This window comes from Rhodohalobacter sp. (assembly GCF_034521535.1).
Classification (GTDB): Bacteria; Bacteroidota; Rhodothermia; order Balneolales; family Balneolaceae; genus Rhodohalobacter.
Genome location: NZ_JAXHMF010000002.1, coordinates 273,970 through 297,749 on the forward strand (window position 1 = coordinate 273,970; position 23,780 = coordinate 297,749).

The 23,780-nt window shown below is 42.4% G+C and carries 34 protein-coding genes, 1 rRNA gene and 1 pseudogene; 1 reads left to right on the plus strand and 35 read right to left on the minus strand.

What is annotated here, in order from left to right; all coding sequences use genetic code 11:
* Positions 1–17 precede the first annotated feature (17 nt).
* From U5K35_RS03470 to rpsL, 34 genes and pseudogenes are all read right to left on the minus strand, one after another.
* Positions 18–1,561: ribosomal RNA gene (locus U5K35_RS03470) — 16S ribosomal RNA — on the minus strand.
* Positions 1,562–1,854: 293 nt separating this feature from the next.
* On the minus strand, positions 1,855–2,424 hold the full coding sequence (rplQ, locus tag U5K35_RS19515; RefSeq protein ID WP_416221577.1) for a 50S ribosomal protein L17: 570 nt from the start codon (positions 2,422–2,424) through the stop codon (positions 1,855–1,857).
* Positions 2,425–2,438: 14 nt separating this feature from the next.
* Positions 2,439–3,416: a DNA-directed RNA polymerase subunit alpha gene (locus U5K35_RS03480; protein ID WP_322570084.1), complete on the minus strand. Its 978-nt coding sequence runs from the start codon at positions 3,414–3,416 to the stop codon at positions 2,439–2,441.
* Positions 3,417–3,443: 27 nt separating this feature from the next.
* A complete protein-coding gene (gene rpsD / locus U5K35_RS03485) occupies positions 3,444–4,049 on the minus strand; it encodes a 30S ribosomal protein S4 (RefSeq protein WP_322570085.1) in 606 nt (201 codons plus the stop codon).
* 19 nt (positions 4,050–4,068) lie between these two features.
* A complete protein-coding gene (gene rpsK, locus U5K35_RS03490) occupies positions 4,069–4,482 on the minus strand; it encodes a 30S ribosomal protein S11 (protein WP_322570086.1) in 414 nt (137 codons plus the stop codon).
* A gap of 19 nt (positions 4,483–4,501) precedes the next feature.
* Entirely contained in the window at positions 4,502–4,879 is a 378-nt protein-coding gene (gene rpsM / locus U5K35_RS03495) for a 30S ribosomal protein S13 (protein WP_322570087.1), read from the minus strand.
* Positions 4,880–4,898: 19 nt separating this feature from the next.
* A complete protein-coding gene (gene rpmJ, locus U5K35_RS03500) occupies positions 4,899–5,015 on the minus strand; it encodes a 50S ribosomal protein L36 (protein ID WP_101073991.1) in 117 nt (38 codons plus the stop codon).
* Positions 5,016–5,029: 14 nt separating this feature from the next.
* On the minus strand, positions 5,030–5,248 hold the full coding sequence (infA, locus tag U5K35_RS03505; RefSeq protein WP_069133459.1) for a translation initiation factor IF-1: 219 nt from the start codon (positions 5,246–5,248) through the stop codon (positions 5,030–5,032).
* The gene (gene map / locus U5K35_RS03510) at positions 5,241–6,050 is read right to left on the minus strand and encodes a type I methionyl aminopeptidase (RefSeq protein WP_322570088.1); all 810 of its coding nucleotides are present in this window, start codon (positions 6,048–6,050) and stop codon (positions 5,241–5,243) included. Before map ends, infA begins: the two co-directional genes overlap by 8 nt.
* The gene (secY, locus tag U5K35_RS03515) at positions 6,050–7,357 is read right to left on the minus strand and encodes a preprotein translocase subunit SecY (protein WP_322570089.1); all 1,308 of its coding nucleotides are present in this window, start codon (positions 7,355–7,357) and stop codon (positions 6,050–6,052) included. The genes map and secY overlap by 1 nt, the downstream gene beginning before the upstream one ends.
* A 31-nt stretch (positions 7,358–7,388) precedes the next feature.
* Complete coding sequence (gene rplO / locus U5K35_RS03520; RefSeq protein ID WP_322570090.1) at positions 7,389–7,841, minus strand: 50S ribosomal protein L15; 453 nt, start codon at positions 7,839–7,841, stop codon at positions 7,389–7,391.
* Between the two features lie 25 nt (positions 7,842–7,866).
* Entirely contained in the window at positions 7,867–8,391 is a 525-nt protein-coding gene (rpsE, locus tag U5K35_RS03525) for a 30S ribosomal protein S5 (RefSeq protein WP_322570091.1), read from the minus strand.
* 12 nt (positions 8,392–8,403) lie between these two features.
* On the minus strand, positions 8,404–8,772 hold the full coding sequence (rplR, locus tag U5K35_RS03530) for a 50S ribosomal protein L18 (protein ID WP_322570092.1): 369 nt from the start codon (positions 8,770–8,772) through the stop codon (positions 8,404–8,406).
* A gap of 21 nt (positions 8,773–8,793) precedes the next feature.
* On the minus strand, positions 8,794–9,348 hold the full coding sequence (rplF, locus tag U5K35_RS03535) for a 50S ribosomal protein L6 (RefSeq protein WP_322570093.1): 555 nt from the start codon (positions 9,346–9,348) through the stop codon (positions 8,794–8,796).
* A 21-nt stretch (positions 9,349–9,369) separates the two neighbouring features.
* The gene (rpsH, locus tag U5K35_RS03540; protein ID WP_322570094.1) at positions 9,370–9,765 is read right to left on the minus strand and encodes a 30S ribosomal protein S8; all 396 of its coding nucleotides are present in this window, start codon (positions 9,763–9,765) and stop codon (positions 9,370–9,372) included.
* 17 nt (positions 9,766–9,782) lie between these two features.
* Positions 9,783–10,052: a 30S ribosomal protein S14 gene (rpsN, locus tag U5K35_RS03545; protein WP_322570095.1), complete on the minus strand. Its 270-nt coding sequence runs from the start codon at positions 10,050–10,052 to the stop codon at positions 9,783–9,785.
* Positions 10,053–10,077: 25 nt separating this feature from the next.
* Complete coding sequence (rplE, locus tag U5K35_RS03550) at positions 10,078–10,623, minus strand: 50S ribosomal protein L5 (protein ID WP_322570096.1); 546 nt, start codon at positions 10,621–10,623, stop codon at positions 10,078–10,080.
* An 8-nt stretch (positions 10,624–10,631) separates the two neighbouring features.
* Positions 10,632–10,985, minus strand: coding sequence for a 50S ribosomal protein L24 (rplX, locus tag U5K35_RS03555; protein ID WP_322570097.1), 354 nt, complete (start codon positions 10,983–10,985; stop codon positions 10,632–10,634).
* Between the two features lie 13 nt (positions 10,986–10,998).
* Positions 10,999–11,367 (minus strand): 50S ribosomal protein L14, encoded by a 369-nt coding sequence (rplN, locus tag U5K35_RS03560; RefSeq protein ID WP_322570098.1) that lies wholly within the window; start codon positions 11,365–11,367, stop codon positions 10,999–11,001.
* Positions 11,368–11,391: 24 nt separating this feature from the next.
* Complete coding sequence (gene rpsQ / locus U5K35_RS03565) at positions 11,392–11,655, minus strand: 30S ribosomal protein S17 (protein ID WP_322570099.1); 264 nt, start codon at positions 11,653–11,655, stop codon at positions 11,392–11,394.
* A 3-nt stretch (positions 11,656–11,658) separates the two neighbouring features.
* A complete protein-coding gene (rpmC, locus tag U5K35_RS03570; RefSeq protein ID WP_101074005.1) occupies positions 11,659–11,856 on the minus strand; it encodes a 50S ribosomal protein L29 in 198 nt (65 codons plus the stop codon).
* Positions 11,857–11,873: 17 nt separating this feature from the next.
* The gene (gene rplP / locus U5K35_RS03575) at positions 11,874–12,296 is read right to left on the minus strand and encodes a 50S ribosomal protein L16 (protein WP_322570100.1); all 423 of its coding nucleotides are present in this window, start codon (positions 12,294–12,296) and stop codon (positions 11,874–11,876) included.
* A gap of 18 nt (positions 12,297–12,314) precedes the next feature.
* The gene (gene rpsC, locus U5K35_RS03580) at positions 12,315–13,055 is read right to left on the minus strand and encodes a 30S ribosomal protein S3 (protein WP_322570101.1); all 741 of its coding nucleotides are present in this window, start codon (positions 13,053–13,055) and stop codon (positions 12,315–12,317) included.
* A 12-nt stretch (positions 13,056–13,067) separates the two neighbouring features.
* Positions 13,068–13,448, minus strand: a complete 381-nt coding sequence (gene rplV / locus U5K35_RS03585; protein ID WP_322570102.1) for a 50S ribosomal protein L22 — start codon at positions 13,446–13,448, stop codon at positions 13,068–13,070.
* Between the two features lie 17 nt (positions 13,449–13,465).
* Positions 13,466–13,735: a 30S ribosomal protein S19 gene (rpsS, locus tag U5K35_RS03590; RefSeq protein ID WP_101074009.1), complete on the minus strand. Its 270-nt coding sequence runs from the start codon at positions 13,733–13,735 to the stop codon at positions 13,466–13,468.
* Positions 13,736–13,737: 2 nt separating this feature from the next.
* Positions 13,738–14,574, minus strand: a complete 837-nt coding sequence (rplB, locus tag U5K35_RS03595) for a 50S ribosomal protein L2 (protein ID WP_322570103.1) — start codon at positions 14,572–14,574, stop codon at positions 13,738–13,740.
* Between the two features lie 13 nt (positions 14,575–14,587).
* Positions 14,588–14,878, minus strand: coding sequence for a 50S ribosomal protein L23 (gene rplW, locus U5K35_RS03600; protein ID WP_322570104.1), 291 nt, complete (start codon positions 14,876–14,878; stop codon positions 14,588–14,590).
* Positions 14,875–15,525: a 50S ribosomal protein L4 gene (gene rplD / locus U5K35_RS03605; protein ID WP_322570105.1), complete on the minus strand. Its 651-nt coding sequence runs from the start codon at positions 15,523–15,525 to the stop codon at positions 14,875–14,877. The genes rplW and rplD overlap by 4 nt, the downstream gene beginning before the upstream one ends.
* Positions 15,525–16,167: pseudogene (rplC, locus tag U5K35_RS03610) on the minus strand (50S ribosomal protein L3). Before rplC ends, rplD begins: the two are co-directional and overlap by 1 nt.
* A 16-nt stretch (positions 16,168–16,183) precedes the next feature.
* Complete coding sequence (rpsJ, locus tag U5K35_RS03615) at positions 16,184–16,495, minus strand: 30S ribosomal protein S10 (RefSeq protein WP_322570106.1); 312 nt, start codon at positions 16,493–16,495, stop codon at positions 16,184–16,186.
* A gap of 12 nt (positions 16,496–16,507) precedes the next feature.
* Positions 16,508–17,695 carry an elongation factor Tu gene (tuf, locus tag U5K35_RS03620; RefSeq protein WP_322569997.1) on the minus strand — a complete coding sequence of 396 codons (1,188 nt, stop codon included), beginning with the start codon at positions 17,693–17,695 and terminating at the stop codon, positions 16,508–16,510.
* A 24-nt stretch (positions 17,696–17,719) separates the two neighbouring features.
* On the minus strand, positions 17,720–19,864 hold the full coding sequence (gene fusA / locus U5K35_RS03625; protein ID WP_322570107.1) for an elongation factor G: 2,145 nt from the start codon (positions 19,862–19,864) through the stop codon (positions 17,720–17,722).
* Between the two features lie 27 nt (positions 19,865–19,891).
* A complete protein-coding gene (gene rpsG, locus U5K35_RS03630) occupies positions 19,892–20,362 on the minus strand; it encodes a 30S ribosomal protein S7 (RefSeq protein WP_372903039.1) in 471 nt (156 codons plus the stop codon).
* A 24-nt stretch (positions 20,363–20,386) separates the two neighbouring features.
* On the minus strand, positions 20,387–20,761 hold the full coding sequence (gene rpsL / locus U5K35_RS03635) for a 30S ribosomal protein S12 (RefSeq protein WP_322570109.1): 375 nt from the start codon (positions 20,759–20,761) through the stop codon (positions 20,387–20,389).
* Between the two features lie 190 nt (positions 20,762–20,951).
* Between rpsL and recG the strand changes: the two genes are divergently transcribed.
* Entirely contained in the window at positions 20,952–23,018 is a 2,067-nt protein-coding gene (gene recG, locus U5K35_RS03640; RefSeq protein WP_322570110.1) for an ATP-dependent DNA helicase RecG, read from the plus strand.
* Positions 23,019–23,156: 138 nt separating this feature from the next.
* On the opposite strand, the gene U5K35_RS03645 is transcribed toward recG, so the two are convergent.
* Positions 23,157–23,570, minus strand: coding sequence for a VOC family protein (locus U5K35_RS03645; protein WP_322570111.1), 414 nt, complete (start codon positions 23,568–23,570; stop codon positions 23,157–23,159).
* Between the last annotated feature and the right edge of the window lie 210 nt (positions 23,571–23,780).

The window sequence follows — 23,780 nt, forward strand, 5'->3', positions numbered from 1 at the left end:
CCCGGGAGAACTTATTCCTAGGAGGTGATCCAGCCGCACCTTCCGGTACGGCTACCTTGTTACGACTTAGCGCCAGTTACCAGGCTTACCCTAGGCAGCTGCCCCTCCGAAGAGTTAGCACGCCGACATCAGGTACTCCTGACTTCCATCGCTTGACGGGCGGTGTGTACAAGGCCCGGGAACGTATTCACCGCGTCATTGCTGATACGCGATTACTAGCGATTCCACCTTCATGGAGTCGAGTTGCAGACTCCAATCCGAACTGGGAATGGCTTTTGAGATCTGCAGCCCATCGCTGGGTAGCTTCCCTCTGTACCATCCATTGTAGCACGTGTGCAGCCCCGGACATAAGGGCCATGATGACTTGACGTCGTCCCCACCTTCCTCACTACTTGCGTAGGCAGTCTGGCTAGAGTCCCCACCTTGACGTGCTGGTAACTAACCACAGGGGTTGCGCTCGTTGCGCCACTTAAGGCAACACCTCACGGCACGAGCTGACGACAGCCATGCAGCACCTTCCATGATGCCCCGAAGGGAAGGTCCGTTTCGGGACCGGTCATCGTGGATTTAGCCCGGGTAAGGTTCTTCGCGTTGCATCGAATTAAGCCACATGCTCCACCGCTTGTGCGGGCCCCCGTCAATTCCTTTGAGTTTCATTCTTGCGAACGTACTCCCCAGGTGGTATGCTTACTGCGTTAACTGCGTCACTGAACCTAACGGCCCAACAACTAGCATACATCGTTTACAGCGTGGACTACCAGGGTATCTAATCCTGTTCGCTCCCCACGCTCTCGTGCCTCAGCGTCAATACTGACCCAGCCGGCCGCCTTCGCCACTGGTGTTCTTCGTAATATCTATGCATTTCACCGCTACACTACGAATTCCACCGACCTCTGTCAGATTCAAGACACCCAGTATCCAAGGCCATTTTACCGTTAAGCGGCAAGATTTCACCTCAGACTTAGGCGCCAGCCTACGCACCCTTTACACCCAATGATTCCGGACAACGCTTGCACCCTCCGTATTACCGCGGCTGCTGGCACGGAGTTAGCCGGTGCTGATTCAATTGGTACCGTCAATACTGGTCGAAACCTGTACTTTCTTCCCAAACAAAAGCCGTTTACAACCCATAGGGCCGTCTTCCGGCACGCGGCGTGGCTGCGTCAGGGTTTCCCCCATTGCGCAAGATTCCTCACTGCTGCCTCCCGTAGGAGTCTGGACCGTGTCTCAGTTCCAGTGTGGGGGATCATCCTCTCAGACCCCCTAGCCATCATCGCCTTGGTAGGCTTTTACCCTACCAACTAGCTAATGGCACGCAGACCCATCTATAACCTCCCGACAAAGTCGGGATTTAACAACTGTGGCCATGCGGCCCCGCTGCATTATGCGGTCTTAGCCACCCTTTCGAGTGGTTATCCCCCTGTTATAGGCAGGTTGTCTACGCGTTACTCACCCGTGCGCCAGTCTCCAGGAAGTGCAAGCACCTCCCTTCTCCTTCGACTTGCATGTGTTAGGCCCGCCGCCAGCGTTCGTCCTGAGCCAGGATCAAACTCTCCATTGTAATAATTAAACTACATTCTTCAAGTTCTGCTCCAAGGCTCACTCAATAATCTGTCTATACTTCACTACCTTCAAAGAACAATGTTTCACCGCCACATCCGCAAACCCTACCAGGCATTTCGCTTTTGCGACAGATTCCAAACTTACGAGTTTCTCAAACAAAACCCAAAATTAAAATAAAAAAGTTTGGATATTTTCTCGCAGATCAATGTTATCAAACAACCTTAAAATCTGCGGAAGACTTTCAATATAAGGAGTAACCTTAACCTAAGTCAAGGTTACTTTGAAAGTATTTTACTTTTCTTCAGATGTGTTATCAGCTTCATCAGATTTCTCTGATGCTTTAACTTCTTCTACTTTCTCTTCTTTTTCTGCTTTAGGAGTTTCTTTCTTCTTTTCAGTTTTCTTCTCCTTCTGAGTCTCCTCAGCAGCACCTGTTGGCTTATTAGACTTACCGGCTCGGCGAGTACGTTTTTGCTTTTTCTCAGCCGATTCAGGTTTCACATCGTTAAAATCAACCAGTTCAATTACAGCAAGCTGAGCAGAGTCTCCCAGTCTTCTACCAAGTTTTACTACTCTGGTATATCCGCCCGGCCGATCACCCACTTCAGGGATGATATTATCGAACAGTTCAGTCACGGCATATTTATCTCTCAATTTTGAGAATACCTGACGTCTGTTATGTGTGGTATCTTCTTTTGCCCTGGTAATAATGGGCTCAACGTATGTCCTCAACTCTTTCGCTTTTGGCAAAGTAGTTTGGATACGCTGTTCCTTGATTAAGGCTACAGCTAAAGCTTGTAATGTAGCTTTTCTGTGTGGTGTAGACCTTCCTAATTTTCTTCCTTTAACTTGGTGACGCATGATTCGTTATCCTCTTATTTGTCAAGATATTTGGAAACATCCATTCCAAATTCCAAATTCTTTTCTTCGATTACTTCGACAAGCTCAGAAAGAGATTTTTTACCAAAGTTTCTGAACTTTAATAAATCCTGTTCTTCTCTAGAAACCAACTCAGCAATAGAATTGATATTGGCCGATTTCAAACAGTTATATGCTCTTACACTCAGGTTCAGATCTTCAATACTTGTTTTAAGCAAGCTTGCTACACGTTGCTTTTCAGCATCTACTTCTTCTTCCTCTTGTGTAAATGGCTCTTCAATTTTCTCAGTAATAAATTTCTCAATGTGTTCCTTGAGAATCTTACCGGATATTGTGAGAGCTTCTTTAGCATTTAATGATCCATCAGTAGTTACATTCAATACTAATTTCTCATAGTCAGTTCTTTGCCCAACACGAACATTATCCACATCAAACTGTACAGACTTGATCGGTGTAAATATTGCGTCAATCGGCATCAAGCTAACATCATCTTCAAAGTCAGATGCCATCTCTTCTGCGGGAACATATCCTCGTCCGCGGCCAACACGTAATTCAATATTTAATTCAACATCTTCTGATAGTGTTGCAATAACCATTTCAGGGTTCAAAACATCAAAATCTGCTGTTGCGTCATCAATGTCTTTACCGGTAAAGTTACCGGGGCCTTTCAGAGTCATTGTTACTACACCACCACTTTGTTCAACCTGCTTGAAACGAATTTGCTTGAGATTCAAGATAATTTCATAGACATCTTCTTTAACTCCGTCTATACTTGAATACTCATGATCAACTCCGTTTATTTTTACAGCAGTAATTGCTAAACCCGGCAGTGAGGACAAAAGAACTCTGCGAAAAGAATTACCGATGGTAACACCAAATCCTCTCTCTAACGGCTGAAGAATAAATGTACCAAAGTTCTCTGTTTCTTTTTCTACCTCAAGTATATCAGGCATCTGTAAACTATAGCTGTTCATAGCTGGATCTTTAAAAAACTGTTTATATTATTTAGAATAAAGCTCAATAATCAACTGTACGTTGATATTCTCAGGTATTTCTTCCATCACAGGGACATTCAAAAACTTACCTGTTTTCGTTTTCTTGTCCGTTTCAAGCCACTTATACTTGCTTGTTGAATAACTTTGCAAGGTTTCGGTAATTAAATCCAAATCGCGTGATTTAGGACGAATTGTGACTACGTCTCCCGACTTGATCTGATAAGATGGTATATTTACCACCTGTCCATTTACTACAATATGCTTGTGAGAAACCAACTGTCTGGCTTGTCGCCTTGTTCTCGCAAATCCCATTCTGAATACAACATTATCCAATCTGGATTCTAACAGCTGTAAAAGAACTTCGCCCGTTACGCCTTCCTGACGGTTGGCCTTTTCGTATAAGTTACGGAACTGTTTCTCGAGCAGACCATATGTGTATTTTGCCTTCTGCTTTTCATCAAGCTGAACAGCATACTCAGATTTCCTGCTGTAACGGCTTCTACCGTGTTGACCAGGACCGTATGGTTTTCTTTCTAAAGCGCTGCTGGGACCAAAAATTGGTTCTCTGAATCTACGCGCTACTTTTTGCTTTGGACCTCTGTATCGTGCCATCTAATTAAATGTATTAATTTTAAACTCTTCTTCTTTTGGGAGGGCGGCATCCATTGTGTGGTATTGGAGTCCGGTCTTTGATAGAAACTACCTCTAATCCACTTGTTGCCAGTGCTCTAACGGCTGATTCTCTACCTGATCCGGGACCTTTTACAAAAACTTCAACTTTACGAAGTCCCATATCATATGCTGCCTTTGCTGCAGTTTCAGCACTCAGCTGAGCTGCGTAGGGAGTATTTTTTCTAGACCCTTTAAACCCTTCTTTACCAGATGATGACCATGACAACACATTGCCGTTAGCATCAGTTACGCTAACCAGAACATTATTAAATGTTGCCTTCACGAATGCCATCCCATTTGGGTTCGCAATCTGCTTTTTCTTCTTCTTTCTTGCTACTTTATCACCTGCAGCTTTTCTTTGTCGTTTAGCCATTAGATTAAAATATTATTCGTTATTTAGTAACTTTCTTCTTACCGGCTACAGTTCTTCTCTTACCCTTTCGTGTGCGCGCGTTAGTTTGAGTACGCTGTCCACGAACCGGTAAACCTTTTCTGTGTCTAACACCTCGATAACTACCTGTTTCGATAAGTCGACGGATATTTCCGTTAATCTCAGTACGCAAAGCACCTTCAACTTTCAGATCGTTATCAATAATTGAACGCAGCGCAGCTACCTGGTCTTCATTCCAGTCAACTACCTTGGTATCGTGATCGATACCGGTTTCGTCCAAAATTTCTTTTGCTGTGGTTTTGCCGATTCCAAAAATGTAGGTCAGCGCTATTACGCCTCGCTTTTGCTTCGGTAAATCAACACCTGCGATTCTTGCCATAAATCAAATCCAATAATTTTTAACCTTGCCGCTGCTTATGACGCGGATTCCTTTTATTAATTACATAGACACGACCTTTACGCCGAACTATCTTGTCGTCTGAACTTCTTTTCTTAACTGAGGATTTAGTCTTCATAGTAATCCTATTTTTTACTTATAACGATATGTTATTCTTCCTTTCGTCAAATCATACGGAGACATTTCCACTTGTACTCTGTCACCCGGTAAGATTTTTATGTAGTACATTCTCATTTTACCCGATACATGAGCCAGTATTTCATGGCCATTATCCAACTCAACTTTAAATTGAGCATTAGGTAATGCTTCTAATATTTTTCCGTCTTGCTTTATCGGCTCTTGTTTAGCCATAATGCGTTTCTAGAATTTCATTTTTTGTGATCTCAGCAATATAATCAAAAGTACTGAGAATTTCAGATTTTCCTTCTCTAACTACAACGTCATGTTCAAAGTGTGCTGCCCTTGAACCGTCAGCTGTTACAATTGTCCAACCGTCAGACAATGTTTTAACTTTCCAGGTTCCTTCCGTGATCATTGGTTCGATAGCCAAAGTCATTCCGGATCGCAACCTTTCACCTTTACCCGGCTTCCCGAAGTTAGGTACTGAAGGATCTTCATGCATATTCTTTCCAATCCCATGACCAACAAGGTCTCTTACAACACCAAACCCTTCGGCTTCATTGTGTTTTTGAATCGCAGAGCCTATATCTCCGATCTTATTTCCATGTACTGCTTTGTCAATCCCTTTATAAAGAGATTCCAGCGTCGACTTTAACAGCTTTTTGGTTTTATCATCACACTCTCCAACTACAAAAGTGTAGGCATGATCACCAAAATATCCGTCTTTTTCTACACCACAGTCTACAGATACAATATCCCCTTCTTTAAGCTCACGTTTCCCGGGAATACCGTGAACAACTTCTTCATTAATTGAAATACACAAGCTGGCCGGAAACGGGTTCTGTTTGGAACCATAACCCTTAAAAGCCGGTCGCGAATTATTTTTTTTGATAAAGTCTTCTGCAATTCTATCCAGTGTACCAGTTTGAACTCCCGGGTTTATTTTCTTTGCCACTTCTGCCAGTGTTCTGGACACCAGCTGCGCAGCTTCCCGTAGTTTTTCAATTTCTGATTCACTTTTAAGATAGATCATCAGGCTCTTCTTCTACCTTTTATCTTGCCTGATTTCATGAATCCATCGTAATGTCTCATCATCAGATGACTTTCAATTTGCTGGAGTGTATCCAATGCTACACCAACAATAATCAGCAAACTTGTTCCCCCGTAAAAGAGGGCGAATCCCGGTGTTACTCCCATTCTTGCAACAATCGCCGGCATAATGGCAACGAATGACAAGAACAGCGATCCGGGCAATGTAATCTTTGTCAAAATATTGTCGATAAACTCTACAGTTTGTTTACCTGGTCGTACGCCCGGTATAAATCCACCCTGACGTTTCATTGTATCAGCCATCTCTTTCGGGTTAACCGCAATGGCCGTGTAGAAAAATGTAAAGAACACACAGATAATGAAGAATATTATCGAATATGTAATTCCCGTAAAATCAGAAGACCAAGCTGTTAACCACTGCACTGTTTGATTTTCAGGGAAAAATGTACCCACAGTACTTGGGATAAACATAATGGACTGTGCGAAAATAATCGGCATTACACCTGCAGCGTTTACCCTGATCGGCAGATACTGTGTTGTTCCGCCATATACTTTTCGGCCAACGACACGTTTTGCGTACTGCACCGGAATTTTTCTTGTCCCTTGAGTCAAGAGCACACAAGAAGCAATAACAAGTGCCAAACCTGCCAACTCAATAATGACGATAATCGCATTGTTGGTAGTCTGAATTTCGTTCATCAGATTTGTAGGCAACACTGCAATAATACCAATCATAATCAGCAATGAAATACCATTACCAATTCCCCTGTCAGTAATACGTTCACCCAGCCACATTACAAATGTGGTACCGGCTGTTAAAACTACAATAGAAGTAAAAATAAAGGTGGCATTGGTAACTACAATAGCATCAGGCGAAGTTGCTATTAAGTTGATCGCAAATCCGATTGCCTGAACTGCTGTAATACCTACCGTTCCATATCGTGTTAAACGGTTGATTTTTCTTCTTCCTTCCTCACCTTCTCGCTGAAGCTTTTGAAAGTAAGGTACTGCAGCACCCATCAGCTGAATGATAATAGCTGCAGTAATATATGGCATAATTCCGAGCGCAAATACACCGGCTCTGGAAAATGCCCCTCCTACAAAAAGGTCAAAAAGTCCTAAAAGACTTGATGCGTCACCTTGTTGAGAAGTTAATAAACTTGCATCTACTCCCGGCATCGTAACATAACTCCCGATACGATAAACCATTAAAACTCCAACCACATAGAGAATTCTATCTCTAAGGTCTTCGATTTTAAATATGTTTCTAAAGTTCTCTATTAAACTCATTAGATATCTTCAACTGATGTGATTGTGGCTATTACGAGATGATGGTTACTTCTCCGCCTGCGGATTCAACTTTTTCTTTTGCTGAATTGCTGCAAGCATGAACTTCGATAGACACTTTCTGGCTCAATTCGCCTGTGCCTAATAGCTTCACCCTTTCCTTATCATCAACAAGACCTGCACCTACTAAATCTGCAATAGTAATGTTTTCTGATAATCGGCCTGCTTCAATAAAGTCAGCTAATTTTTGAACATTTAAAGCTTTGTACTCTACTCTAAACGGATTTTTAAAACCAAACTTTGGAACCCGTCTCTGAAGCGGCATTTGTCCACCTTCGAACCAAGCCTTCACTTTGCTACCACTTCTGGACTTCTGCCCATTATGGCCACGTCCGGATTGTTCACCGATTCCGGAGCCTTGTCCACGTCCAACTCTCTTACGAGTTTTTTTGTTGGTTTCCGGAGCTTTTAAATTGTGTAATTTCATGATAAAACTCTTTTAAAACGATTGATTATCCTTCAAAAACTTTACTAACGCTTATTCCTCTTCGCTGAGCAACTTCAACCGGATCGGTTAGTTCTCTGAGCGCCTCATAAGCAGCTTTCACCATATTATGAGGGTTTGAAGACCCAAGGGATTTTGAAAGAATATTGTGGAATCCGGCAACCTCAAGAATAGATTTCACAGGTCCGCCGGCAATTACACCTGTACCTTCAGCTGCTGGTCGTAATAAAACTTTACCCGCACCTTTTTTACCAACTACAGGATGATGAATACTACCTGCTTTTGTGATAGGCACTTTGATAAGGTTTTTCTTGGCATTGTCAAATCCTTTCTGGATGGCATCAGCAACTTCATTTGCTTTACCCAATCCATGACCAACAACACCTTCACCGTTACCAACTACTACAATTGCGTTGAAACTGAATCGACGACCACCTTTAACAACCTTAGAAACCCTGTTTATATGAACAAGCTTCTCTTCAAGGTTAAGGTTGGCAGCCGGAATATTATGTTTTCTTCTTACTTTAGGCATAATTAAAATTATTTATAGGTCTAATCCTCCTTCACGGGCACCATCGGCAGCAGCTTTAATAACACCGTGGTACTTATATCCACTTCTGTCAAAAACCACTTTGGTAACTCCCTGGTCTTTAGCTGCCTCTGCAAGAGCTTTACCTACCAGGTGGGCAGCTTCAACTCCCGGTTTATCTTTCAATTCTTTCTCTAATTCGTCAGACTGAGTTGACATCGCAACCAGAGTTGCATTTTCTCTGTCGTTAATAAGCTGTAAATAAACGTGCTTATTACTTTTGAAAACACTTAAACGTGGTCTTTCAGCAGTGCCGCGGATCGTAGAACGAATTCGTCTGCGGATCTTATTTCTACGTTCTGTCTTTTTCTTATTCTTTTTCATGGTTCTAAAAGATCTCTAAAATTATTTAGCTGCAGATTTACCGGCTTTTCTACGTACATATTCATCCACGTAGCGAATTCCTTTCCCTTTGTAAGGTTCAGGCTTTCGTAATGATCTGATTTTAGCCGCTACCTGACCAACCAACTCTTTATTTACTCCACTGATGACAAGAATTGGATTCTTTTTGGTTTTTGTATCCACTTCAATATCAATTCCTGGAGGTGGAACAAAATGTATTGGATGCGAATAACCGAGGTTCAGCTCAAGAACACCGCCTGCAAAGGCAGCACGGTAACCGACACCGATAATCTCAAGTTTCTTTTTATAGCCCTCAGAAACACCTTTAACCATATTGTCGATCAAAGATCGGTAGAGACCATGTAGCGATTTATGTTCTTTAGAATCGCTGCTGCGAGATACAATAATCTCACTTTCATTAACTTCTACTTTTATTTCCGGATGTATACGCAGTGTACCGGTTCCTTGATCGCCTTTAACCGTAGCTATGTTATCGGCATCAATAGAAAATTCTACATTTTTCAGTAATGGAACGGGCTGCTTACCTATTCTGGACATAACTTTTCTCTAATTCTTTTATTAGTAAACAGTGCAGAGAATTTCTCCGCCTACATTAAGTTTACGAGCTTCTTTATCTGTCATTACACCTCTTGAAGTCGATACAATCACAACTCCAAGACCATTAAAGGATCGTGGTATTTTTTCAGATGAACTGTACTTTCTCAATCCCGGTTTGGATACACGTTTCATTTCGCGAATTACAGGCTTACCGTAAGCATCGTATTTCAGAAAAATTCTGATAATACCCTGTTTTTCATCTTCGATATCGATGAACTTATTTACGTAACCTTTATCCACGAGTATTTTTGTCATCGCCCGCTTAATCTTTGAAGCAGGGATATCAACGCGTCTGTGACCGGCACGCTGTGCATTTCTAATGCGTGTTAAAAAATCTGATATTGTGTCGCTATGCATAATTTAAAATCTCCAGTTTACCAACTTGCTTTTCGAACGCCGGGAATTTTACCGTTTAGAGCAAGTTCACGGAATTTAATTCTTGATACTCCATATTTGCCCACATATCCTCTTGATCGTCCGGTAATTGAGCAACGATTTCTTACTCTAGTAGGACTTGCATCACGAGGTAGTTTTTGCAACGCTTCATAGTCGCCGGCTTCTTTAAGCTCGCGTCTTTTTTCAGCGTATTTTTCTACTGTTCGTTTTCGTTTTTCGTTTCTCGCTATCCAGGATTTCTTAGCCATTGTCGAACTTTTTCTTAGTGTTAAATTATTTTTTGAATGGCATTCCAAAGTGTTGCAGAAGCGTAAAGGCTTCTTCATCACTTTCTGCTGAAGTTACAAAGGTGACGTCCATACCATGAACCAATTTTGCTTTATCAACATCAATTTCAGGAAATATGGTATGCTCTTTTATACCCATTGTATAATTCCCTCTGCCATCAAAACTTTTGTTCGGAACACCTTGAAAGTCTCTGGTTCTGGGCAGCGCCAAGTTAATGAGCCTGTCGAGAAATTCATACATTATTTTTCCTCTCAGCGTTACTTTACAACCGATAGGCATACCTTCTCTTAATTTGAAGTTCGCAATCGATTTCTTTGCCTTAGTTTTTACAGGCTTTTGACCTGTAATTGTTGCGATATTATCGGTAATGACGTCGAGTATCTTGGCATCATTCATGGCATCACCGGCTCCCACGTTAATCACAATTTTTTGCAATTTGGGTACACCCATGATGTTCTCATACTTAAACTCATCTCTGAGCTTCTGTATAATATCTTCTTTGTATTTTGTATAAAGTCTTGCTTCAGCCATTCTACTAATTATTTATCAATGATTTCGCCACTGGTTTTTGCATATCGAACCCAACGGCCTCCACCTTCTTCTTCAATTCTTTTACGTCCGATTCGTGTCGGCTCATCAGTTGTTGGATCAATAACCATCACATTAGATAAATGTACAGACGCTTCTCTTTTCAGACGACCGCCCTGTGGATTATCCTGTGAAGGTTTTTCGTGGTGGGTTCTCATGTTGATCCCTTCAACCAATACTCGATCGGTTTTAGGATATACAAAGAGAACACGTCCTCGTTTTCCTTTGTCATTTCCGGCAATAACTAAAACGTTATCGCCTTTTTTAACATGTAATTTCTTCTGGGTGTTATACTTACGTGGCATAACAAATATGATTTTAAAGTACTTCCGGAGCCAGTGAAACAATTCTCATGAAATTTCTTTCCCGAAGCTCTCTGGCTACAGGTCCGAAAATCCGAGTTCCAACCGGTTCCTTTTCTTTGTTAATAATTACAGCCGCGTTTTCATCAAATCTAATATAACTACCATCACGGCGACGAATTTCCTTTTTAGTTCTCACAACTACAGCTTGTACAACTTCTCCCTTTTTAACATTTCCTCCGGGAATTGCTGTTCTAACAGAGCATGAGATCAAATCTCCAATACGTGCATAACGTCTTCTTGAATCTCCAAGAACCTTAATACACATCACTTTTTTTGCGCCGCTGTTGTCAGCGACTGATAATACACTTTGCGTTTGAATCATGAGATCTACCTACAAGATTGAACGTTATTTAGCTCTTTCTACGATATCTACCAAGCGCCATGTCTTGCGTTTGGATAGAGGTCGAGTTGACATTATTAGTACAGTATCACCAATTTTGGCATCATTATTTTCGTCATGTGCCATATACTTCGTTGTTTTGGTGATAAACTTGCCATAAATAGAGTGTTTGATCTGTCTGTCTACGGCAACTGTAATACTCTTTTCCATTCGGTCACTTACAACCCGACCGGTTCTGGTTCTTCTTTGTGATCTTTGTGCTTCAGCCATAATTTATTCAGCACCTAATTTTTCATTAATAATCGTATTTAAGCGGGCAATTTCCCGTTTAGTATTTTTAATTTTGGCCGGATTTTCAATTTGGCCGGCAATAGCTTTGTTGAATCGAAAGTTTTCCAGAGCTTCGATTTCATCTTTAAGCCTGGCCTCCAATTCCGTCATTGTCAAGTCTCGTAATTCGTGTGCTTTCATCTTTGATCCTCTGTCAATTATACACCGTCGTAATCGCGACGCTTAATAAATTTCGTTTTAATTGGCAGTTTATTAGATGCACGTCTGAGAGCCTCTTTCGCTTGCTCTTCACTTACACCGGCAATTTCAAACAGAATTCTGCCCGGTTTAACAACTGCAATAAAGTGATCCAATGTACCTTTACCTTTACCCATACGTGTTTCAGCAGGTTTCCGTGTAATCGGACGATCAGGAAAAATTCTGATAAACGTTTTACCATCTCTCTGCAGAGTACGTGCAATTGTTACCCTACACGCTTCAATCTGTCTGGATGTGATAAATTTGGGCTCCATCGCTTTTAGTCCAAAACTTCCAAAAGCAAGAGTGTGACCTCTTTGAGCGTTCCCTTTTAGCTTATCACGATGAACTCTTCTTCTATTTACTCTTTTTGGTTCTAACATTGTTCTATACTAAAACGGTTAATTTCTACTGCGTCTTTTCGATCTTCTGGATCTTCTGTCACCAGATTTACCGGAACGTTTGCGTTGTGGCTCATCTTCTTGTTGTGCCTGAGAGCCGGGTGATAAATCAACATCGCCGATAATTTCACCTTTGAATATCCAAACTGACACCCCGATTGAACCATAAATGGTGTTTGAGGTTGTGTTGGAGTAATCAATGTTTGCTCTCAATGTATGCAATGGAACACGTCCTTCCTTATACTGCTCGGTTCGTGCCATTTCAGCACCACCAAGTCGACCGGCACATTTGATTTTTATACCCTTGGCACCCATTCTCATCGCAGAAGATAGAGCTGTTTTCATCGCTCTTCTGAATGATACACGAGCTTGAAGCTGCTGAGCAATGTTTTGAGCTACCAGGCTGGCATCCAGCTCAGGCCGCTTTATTTCACTAACATTAATCTGAACTTCCTTACTTGTGATTTTCTTCAGCTCCTCACGAAGAAGCTCAATTTGCTCACCGCCTTTACCGATAATAACACCGGGTCTTGAGGTATTCAAAGTCAGCAATATTCTCTTGGGTGTTCGTTCGATTACCACATTTGATAATCCGCCATTTCTTAAACGGGTTGCCAAGTACTCTCGAAGCTTATGATCTTCCAGCAGCATTGCCGGTTCATTCTCTTCAGAATACCAGTTGGATTCCCATCCTTGAATGATTCCAAGTCTTAGTCCGGTTGGATTGGTTTTTTGTCCCAATGTTCTACTCGTTTATTCTTCTGTTACAGTTTCTTCCTGAAGCTTAGCTACAACCACTGATATGTGGCAGCTTCTTTTATTTATTCTATGGGCACGTCCCATCGGAGCCGGCTGAATTCTTTTCAACGTTACACCCTCATCTACATAAATTTCTTTAATAAATAAGAGGTCGTTGTCGAGACGCTCTTCCTGAAATTTATCTCTTACATTTGCAGCAGCCGACTTAATCACCTTTGCCACATCAGTTGAAGCAGATTTTGATTCAAATTCTAGCTTTGCAAGTGCCTTATCTACTCGTTCACCTCTGACAAAATTTGCAACCAGTCTCACTTTACGAGGAGACTTTCTGAGATGTTTTTGTACTGCTTTTGCTTCAAATACTGGCGTTTCCATCAATCAGTCTCTTTTAATTATTTAGCTTTTTTAAGTGGATGGCCACGAAACGTTCTGGTCGGTGCAAATTCACCGAGCTTATGTCCAACCATATTTTCAGTGATGTACACAGGTATAAACTGCTTACCGTTGTGTACAGCTATCGTTAAGCCAACGAAATCCGGTGTTACCATCGAACCTCTAGACCAGGTTTTGATTACTTTCTTTTTGCCGCTTTCATTCACTGCATCGATTTTACGCTGAAGCTTATAATGAACAAAAGGCCCTTTTTTTAGCGAACGTGGCATACTTATTTAGCTTTTTTAATTTTTCTACGTCTTACAATAAACTTAGACGATAACTTTTTCGGTTTTCTTGTCTTCTTACCTTTTGCAGATTGACCCCACGGTGATCTTGGGTGTCCACCGGAAGCCTTACCTTCACCACCACCCATTGGGTGATCAACCGGGTTCATGGCTACACCGCGAACTTTAGGTCTGCGTCCAAGCCATCTGTTACGACCGGCTTTTCCTTTTGATGTATTAAAGTGATCTGTGTTGCTGGTTGTACCAACTGTAGCAAAACAATTGGATAGAACCATTCTCACTTCACCGGATGGCAGTTTAACAGTTGCATACTTATCAGTTTTTGCAACCAACTGTGCATTTGTACCTGCACTTCTGCAAAGCTGTCCGCCTTTACCGGGCACCATTTCAATATTGTGAATAATAGTACCAAGAGGCATGTTCTTCAGAGGCATTGCATTTCCATTCTCCGGAGCTGCAGTTTTACTGCTGATAACCGTATCGCCAACACTTAATTTACTTGGCGCAAGAATATAACGCTTCTCTCCGTCTGCATAAGCCAAAAGAGCAATCCGTGCTGTTCTGTTAGGATCATACTCTATAGTCTGAACCTTAGCAGGGATGTCGAATTTATTTCTGTAAAAATCAATTACCCGATACTTACGCTTATGACCACCGCCTCTGCGTCTGGACGTCATGCGGCCACGGTTATTTCTACCGCCCGATTTACCCGCTCCTTTTGTAAGGGATTTTTGCGGCCTGTTCGTTGTTACATCATCAAATACTGGTGCAACACGATGGCGCTGTCCGGGAGTTGTTGGTTTTAATTGCTTAGTAGCCATTGTTTAAAATTCTTTAAATTTCGCTGAAAAAGTCTATTTCTCCTTCCTTAAGCGTAATAATCGCCTTTTTCCACACTTTACTTCTACCACTGACAAATCCACTTTTCGTGAATCGGCCTTTCGGCTTAGAAGGAACAATAATTGTGTTCACTTTGGCAACTTTAACTTCAGGATATTTCTCTTCAACAGCTTTTCTGATTTCAGGTTTAGTAGCATTTCTGCTTACCTCAAATGCATATTGCTGATGCTCGTCCTGAAGCCGCGTAAGTTTTTCTGTAATTAATGGTTGTACTAAAACACTCATGCTGCTTCCTCATCAACTTTTGGTTCGATGCTGTTTTCAAGAACTGTAATCGCGCTTTCTTGAAATACAACAACATCAGCTTTCATAATTTCATAAGTAGATGGCTTACTCGCCTCCAGTACATTAACACCTGGGATATTCCTTGCAGAAATAAAGATGTTTTTGTCATTCTCGGGCGTTAACAGTAGAACTTTTTTCCCATCAAGTTTGAGTGCGGTTAAAAGCTCAATAATCTGTTTAGTTTTTGGTGCCTCGTAACTAAAGTCTTCCACAATCATCAATGATTCCTCATTCACTTTTAGTGAAAGAGCTGATTTACGTGCAAGCCTTTTAGCTTTTTTTGAAAGGTTAACCGTGTAAGTTCTTGGCTTAGGTCCAAAAACAGTACCACCGCCTTTCAATAGCGGAGAGCGTATAGTACCTCTTCTCGCCATACCTGTTCCTTTCTGCTTGTAGGCTTTTCTTCCACCGCCTCTAACTTCTGATCTTTCCTTTGTCTTTGCTGTACCTTGACGATTATTTGCTTGTATACGACGTACATCTTCGTATAAAACAGTTTCGTTGGGCTCAATTGCAAAGATAGAATCACTCAACTGAGCCTTTTTCTTACTGCTTGTTCCGTCAGTTTTATAGATCGATAATTCCATCAGGCTAATTCCTGTGATTGATTATAAATCTCTACGTAGCCGCCTTTAGAACCCGGGATTGATCCGGTAATCATTAGCAGATTCGATTCTGGTAGAATCTTAGCTACAGAAAGATTTTTAATTTTAGTTCTTTTATTTCCGGAGCGTCCGGGCATTTTCATTCCCTTAAATACTCGTGAATGGATCAGATGCCTGACCAATGGATCCTGGCGCTCTTTCCCGGTTATGCTGACCGTGTGTCTGGCCTCCAACACCGTGGAAATTATGACGCTTAATCACACCAGTGAATCCGGTTCCTTTTGAAATTCCGGCCACATCAACATGATCTCCTACAGAGAATACGTCTTCGATGTTCAGTTCATCGCCAATTTCAAATCCTTCAGGAATATAATTTCTGAATTCAGTTACAATTCTCTTTGGCTCAGATCCGGCTTTTTCAAAATGTCCATTCAGTGCTTTTGAAATATTTTTTCTTTTCTTATCAAAAGCTGCTAGCTGAACGGCTTTGTATCCGTCACTTTCTTCTGTTTTTATTTGGGTAATTGTACAAGCCGGTACTTCGATGACTGTAACCGCAATACTGCGACCAATCTCGTCAAAGATGCTTGTCATTCCCACTTTTTTTCCGATTAAACCACTCATGGTACTTTTGGAATTTTTACACTTTAATTTCTACATCCACGCCGGAAGGAAGCTCTAGCTTCATCAGGGCATCAACGGTTTGTGAACCGGTTGACAGTATATCTATCAACCGTTTATGTGATCGATACTCAAACTGCTCTCGTGATTTCTTATCCACAAAAACAGATCGGTTAACAGTGATGATGTTTTTCTTGGTCGGTAATGGAATCGGACCGGACACCACTGCGCCTGTTGATTTTACAGTCTGAACAATTTTTTCAGCTGATTTATCAATCAGGTTGTGATCGTATGATTTTAGCTTGATTCTTATTTTCTGTTGTGTTGCCACTTTTAAAATCCTTTAGTCAAGTATTTTCGTTACTACTCCGGCGCCTACGGTTCGCCCACCCTCTCGGATCGCAAATCGAAGACCTTCTTCCATCGCTACCGGCTGGATCAGCGTTACCGACAACTTCACATTGTCGCCCGGCATGACCATCTCAACACCATCAGGAAGCTCACACGCTCCGGTTACATCCGTCGTACGGAAGTAAAACTGCGGGCGGTATCCCTTAAAGAATGGCGTGTGACGTCCACCTTCATCTTTACTCAGCACGTATACCTCACACTCAAACTGCTTATGCGGGGTGATCGAGCCCGGCTTGCAAAGAACCATCCCGCGCTCGAGCTGCTCTTTGTTAATCCCGCGAAGCAGAATACCGGCGTTGTCTCCGGCCTCTCCTCGGTCAAGCAGGCGGCGGAACATCTCAATTCCGGTAACCACACTCTTCATCGGCTGTTCTACAATCCCGACAATCTCAATCTCGTCGTTCAGTTCCACAACCCCACGCTCTATACGTCCGGTGGCAACCGTTCCACGACCGGTAATGGAGAATACATCCTCAACCGGCATCAAAAATGGTTTGTCTACGTCTCGCTCAGGAGTCGGGATGGTGTCATCCACGGCGTCCATCAGTTCAACGATGGATTTCTCATGCTCTTCCTCGCCGTTCAGTGCGCCAAGAGCACTTCCCTGAACCACAGGAATGTTGTCTCCGTCAAATTCATAGGAGGAGAGAAGCTCGCGTACTTCAAGCTCTACCAGCTCCAGAAGTTCTTCATCGTCTACCAGGTCCACCTTGTTCATGAATACCACAATCTGCGGTACACCAACCTGACGGGCAAGCAGAATGTGCTCGCGGGTCTGTGGCATCGGGCCATCGGTGGCGGCAACCACCAAAATCGCACCGTCCATCTGAGCTGCTCCGGTCACCATGTTCTTCACATAGTCGGCGTGACCCGGGCAGTCAACGTGTGCGTAGTGACGATCTTCGGTTTCATACTCCACGTGAGCCGTTGCAATGGTAATTCCACGCTCGCGCTCCTCGGGGGCATTGTCAATATCTGCAAACTGCTTGGCAACTCCACCATAGGTCTTCGCCATTACCGTGGTAATCGCTGCCGTTAGTGTCGTCTTACCGTGGTCTACGTGACCAATCGTCCCTATGTTTACGTGCGGCTTACTCCGCTCAAACTTCTCTTTTGCCATGATTAATTTCTTTTTTAGTAGTTATTAAGCTTGTTGTTCAATGATTTCCTGAGCTTTTGAATCAGGTACCGGTACATATTCAGAAAACTCCATTGAATATGCCGCACGGCCTTGTGTGATTGATCGAAGATCTGTTGAATATCCAAACATTTCTGAAAGCGGAACTTTAGCTTTCACAACAGAACCTTCTACGTTGTTATCCATCTTCTGGATTATTCCGCGCCGACCGTTAATGTCACCAATTACATCACCCATAAAATCTTCAGGTGTAGTAATCTCAACTGCCATTACAGGCTCGAGTAGTTGAGGACCGGCTTTTTTTGCTGAATTTCTAAATGCCAGTTTAGCACAGAGTTCAAAACTAACCTGATCGGAGTCAACGTCATGGTAAGAACCATCAAACAGACGCACTCCAATTTTTTGTGCAGGATAATTTGCCTGTATACCATTTTTCATGGCTTGTCGGAATCCTTTTTCAACAGAAGGAATAAATTCACGTGGAATATTACCACCTACAATCTCATTGATGAATTTGAAATCCTCATCAACAGATACTTTTTTATCATCATCTGCAAACTGCTCAAAATGATCGAGGGGACCTATTTCAAATGAAATGTCAGCAAATTTACCACGACCACCGGTTTGTTTCTTATAAATCTCACGGTGTTCGAAAGGTTTGGATATCGTTTCACGATAAGATACCTGTGGCTGACCTACATTCGCCTCAACTTTAAATTCTCTTCTGAGCCGGTCTACAATAATTTCAAGGTGAAGTTCACCCATTCCGGCAACGGTAGTCTGACCTGTTTCTTCATCAGTTGTAACCTGGAATGTCGGATCCTCTTCAGCAAGTTTAACAAGACCGGTAGTCAATTTCTCGGCATCTGCTTTAGACTTAGGCTCAATTGCCAATTTAATAACAGGCTCCGGGAATGTAATTTGCTCAAGTATAATCGGATCATCTACATCACAAAATGTATCACCGGTATTTACTTTCTTAACTCCGACAGCTGCCGCAATATCGCCGGCACGTACAATATCAATATCCTTCTTGTCATTCGCGTGCATCTCAAGAATACGACCTACACGCTCACGCTCTCCGGTTGTAGAGTTCAATATATATGAACCTTTTTCCAGCTGGCCGGAATAAACGCGGAAGAATGTGAGCTTACCAACATATGGATCAGTAGCGATCTTAAATGCGAGAGCAGCAAAAGGCTCATCAACACTAGGAGCACGCTTCATTGTCCTGGTCTCATCTTTCGGATCAATACCGTCAACCGGCTCTACATCGAGCGGACTCGGCAGATATTCAATTACTTTATCAAGCAGTACCTGAACTCCTTTATTCTTGAGGGCTGTACCACAGAGAACCGGAGTAATATCGCGAGCCAAAGTAGCTTTTCTGATGGCGCTATTAATTTCTTCTTCAGTAATCTCTTCTTCCATCAGATACTTTTCCATCAACTCATCATCATGATCAGCAATGTTCTCAAGCATCAGCTTTCTGAATTCGGCAGCTTTTGTTTTGAGGTCTTCCGGGATATCAACGATTTCATACTTCGCACCTAAAGACTCATCATCCCAAACAATTCCCTGCATGTTGATCAAGTCAACAACACCTTTAAAGTTTTCTTCAGCTCCAATTGGAATCTGAATAGGAATTGGGTTTGCGCTTAGCTTATCGCGCATTTGATCAATTACGTTGTAAAAATCTGCACCTGTACGGTCCATCTTATTTACAAACGCCATGCGCGGAACCTTATACTTGTTAGCCTGACGCCAAACAGTTTCAGATTGTGGCTGAACAGCACCTACAGAGCAAAACACTGCAACTGAACCATCCAACACACGAAGAGAACGCTCTACTTCAACGGTAAAGTCAACGTGACCCGGCGTGTCGATAATGTTAATTCTGTGATCCTTCCAGATACAGTGTGTAGCAGCAGATGTAATGGTAATACCACGTTCCTGTTCCTGCTCCATCCAGTCCATAGTGGCTGCACCATCATGAACTTCACCCATTCGGTGACTTCGTCCGGTGTAATACAGAACACGTTCCGTAACGGTTGTTTTACCGGCATCAATATGAGCCATAATACCGATGTTTCGCGTCCTGCGAATTCGGTCTATAATTTTCGGATCATTTTTTGTCGTTGCTTCTGACATGAAATTGTGTTTTAAAAACTAAAATTTTTAGAATCGGAAATGAGCAAAAGCTTTATTCGCTTCAGCCATTCGATGTGTTTCATCTTTCTTTCGAACCGCTCCGCCTTCATTTTTTGAGGCGTCAATCAATTCACGACTCAAACGAATAGCCATTGACTTGTCGGTTCTTTGACGAGATGCACGAATTAGCCATCTCATTCCAAGTGCTGTTCCTCTTTCGGAACGAACTTCCATTGGCACCTGGTAAGTAGCACCACCCACTCGGCGGCTTTTCACTTCTACTACCGGAGATGCATTAGACAGAGCCGTTCTGAATACTTCAATTGGCTCTTCACCGGTTTTTTCTTCAATAATTTCAAAAGCTTGATATAAAATCTTTCTTGCAACGCCTTTTTTGCCGTCACGCATCAAGCTATTCACAAACCGGGTAACCAATTTGTCATTAAATATCGGATCCGGTTGTATTTCTCTTTTTTCTGCTGTTTTTCTGCGCATAATCTCTAAAGATTAAAAATCCCTGTGTTAACCTTTTGGTTTCTTAGTACCGTAATGGCTTCTTCCCTGCTTACGATCGTCAACTCCGGCAGTATCGAGTGTACCACGAACAATGTGGTACCGCACACCGGGGAGATCCTTTACACGGCCACCTCGAATCAACACAATACTGTGTTCCTGCAAGTTATGACCTTCACCAGGGATATAAGCTGTTACTTCATAGCCATTCGTTAATCGAACTCTTGCTACCTTACGCAGAGCTGAGTTAGGCTTCTTTGGTGTTGTTGTATAAACACGGGTACAAACACCACGTCTTTGTGGGCAGTTCTGCAGCGCAGGTGATGTTGTTTTCTTCACCTTGCTTCGTCTGCCGTTTCTAATAAGTTGTTGTATTGTAGGCACGAGTTTTACCGGTTTGGTTTCGTAAAATCAAGAGCTGATAAAGATAGCAATTAAACCATCGTATATGCAAAATATTTATCAAACTTTTTTCCTTTTTGGTCTGAAAATTCTATATAGTATTCAAAACATATCATAAACGGCTATTTCAGTAAAAATAAATCATACAATTGTTATATAACACTATATCAATTTGAAGCTTCTTGATCTACATAATCTAAGTCAAAAAAGACTCTCTGCTTTACAATCCGCGGGAATACATCACCCCGAAGATTTACTGATGTTTTTTCCTCGCAGATATCTGGACAAGTCCAACTTTAAACCCATCGGATTACTCAGAGAATCCGGTGAGCCTGTATCTGTTGCCGGTAAAGTTCATTCAGTGAATGTGTCCGGCTATAAAAACAAAAAAAGACTGGAAGTTATTATTCAGGATAATAGCGGCTCTATGAAAGTTGCCTACTTCAAGGGGTGGAAGTATTTCATTAACCGGTTTAAAAAAGGAGAATGGGTAGCGCTTTATGGCACCGCTAAACGTTATGGCCGCTACATGAGCATGGCGCATCCGGAAGTGGATCAGATTTCAGGACCTGACGATGTTGAGCAGTTTAAAACCCTGACTCCCATCTATCCAAGCAACAAACATTTTTCTAAGGCTTACATCACCAATCAGCTGATTTCAGACTGGATTCAGCAAATTTTAAATTCAACCACTGTTCCTGAATTTTTACCCGACGATATTCTTGATCGATACAAATTCCCAAAAAGAGATCCGGCGTTCAGGGCTATTCATAAACCGGAGACTCAACAGCAGGCCAATAAAGCGCTGGAGCGTTTCAAGTATGAGGAGTTCTTTCTGTTTGAGCTGAGCATGGCCAAAATTAAAAACATCCGCATAACAAGGGCTGAAGGAAAAGTTTTAGAGCCCGGTGAACTCACAAAACGATTCTTTAACGAGCAGCTTCCATTTGAGCTGACCGACGGGCAGAAAAACTCATTAAAAGATATTCGTATAGATCTGCAGTCAGGAAAGCAGATGAACCGTCTGATTCAAGGCGATGTTGGCGCCGGCAAAACAGTTGTTGCTATAGGGTCCATGCTGATGGCTGTGGATAACGGTATGCAGGCAGCACTCATGGCACCTACCGAAATCCTCGCTGAGCAGCACTATCACACCATTAAAGATTTCCTGGAACCGCTGGGTCTTAATCACAGGTTAATTACGGGCAGCCAGTCTGCAGCTCTGCGTCGGGACATTCTGAGTGATATAGCCGGTGGAACGTGCCAGATTGCTGTGGGAACCCATGCCATCTTTCAGGATAAGGTAGAGTTTAACCGCCTCGGCCTGGCGGTGATTGACGAACAGCACCGCTTTGGTGTTAAGCAGAGAAATGAATTACTGCTAAAGGGTGATAGTCCCCACCTGCTTGTGATGTCTGCCACACCCATACCGCGATCCCTGGCTATGACCATCTACAGCGATCTAGACATCTCAATTATTGAAGGGCTGCCCGGCGGTCGCAAACCGATCAAAACAGCCGTACGAACAGATAAGGAACGCGCCGGTGTCTACAATTTCCTCGAAGAGAGCATCAAAAAAGGAGATCAGGCATATATCGTCTATCCGCTGATTGAGGAGTCTGAGGCGATGGACTTAAAAGATGCCACTATGGGTTTTGAGAAGTTGAAACAGCGATTTCCGGAGTTCCGGATCGGGCTGCTTCACGGGCGATTGAAACCTGAGGAGAAAGATGGAATTATGAAACGCTTTTCTGAGGGCGAAATAGATATTCTGGTTTCCACTACGGTAATTGAAGTGGGAGTGGACGTCCCAAATGCATCCATCATGATCATTGAACATGCCGAGAGATTCGGACTCTCGCAGCTTCACCAGCTTCGGGGCAGAATTGGACGAGGCAGAAAACAGAGCTATTGTATTCTGATGCCCGGACAGAAACTCAGTAAAGACGGCCGTTATCGCCTGAAGATGATGATCGACACCACAGACGGCTTTAAAATCGCAGAAGCGGACTTAAAACTTCGCGGGCCCGGAGATTTTCTCGGAACCAAACAGAGCGGACTTCCCGAATTCAGGTTTGGTGATATTGTGGAAGACAGAATCACACTGGAACAGGCAAAAAATGATGCTTGGCAGATTGTCCGAACTGATGATGAACTTTCAAAACCTGAACACAAATCCCTTAAGAAAGTCTTTGAGCCATACTTTAAGAAGAAAGCTGAATTTTTCGGGATTGGGTAGACAGTTCTACAGTTCTACAGTTCTACAGTTCTACAGTTCTACAGTTCTACAGTTCTACAGTTCTACAGTTCTACAGTTCTACAGTTCTACAAAAGACTAATCATCGTAACAGTAAACCTGCAATTGCAAACGGCTAAACTATTTTGTTCTCCCATCAACAATTTTATCATATTCCTCATCATTTGGCTCCCAAAGCTCCACCCGGTTCCCCTCTGCATCTATTATGTGCACAAACTTTCCATAGTCAAACTCTTCAATATCATCTATGATCTGAACTCCCTTCTTTTTAAGCTCTGCGACCATTTCCAACAGGTTTTCAACCCGATAGTTGATCATAAACTGCTGATCAGATGAACCGGCATATTTGGCATTTCTGCTGTTTACACTCCACTGTGTGAATCCTTTCTTTTCCGGATCGGCACTCTGCCTCCATTCAAAGTTTGTTCCGTATGCATCAGTATCAAGCCCCAGATTTTTGTTATACCACTCTTTCATTTTTTCGGGATCATCACACTTAAAGAAAATCCCGCCAATCCCGGTTACTTTTGTCATAGTTTTTTGAATTTAAGCGATTTGTTATTGTGAAAGATTGAAGATAAAATATCTATATCGCTCGACTGTAAATACAGTGTGTCGTTATTAAACCAATTTTATTCACTGACACCCTTCCCGCCTAATAGTGGTGAGGCTGTCCAAAAAGTGCACAAAGATGAAAACAAGCTTAAATAATTTAGCCAACAAATCCCTCTCTATTCGTTAGAG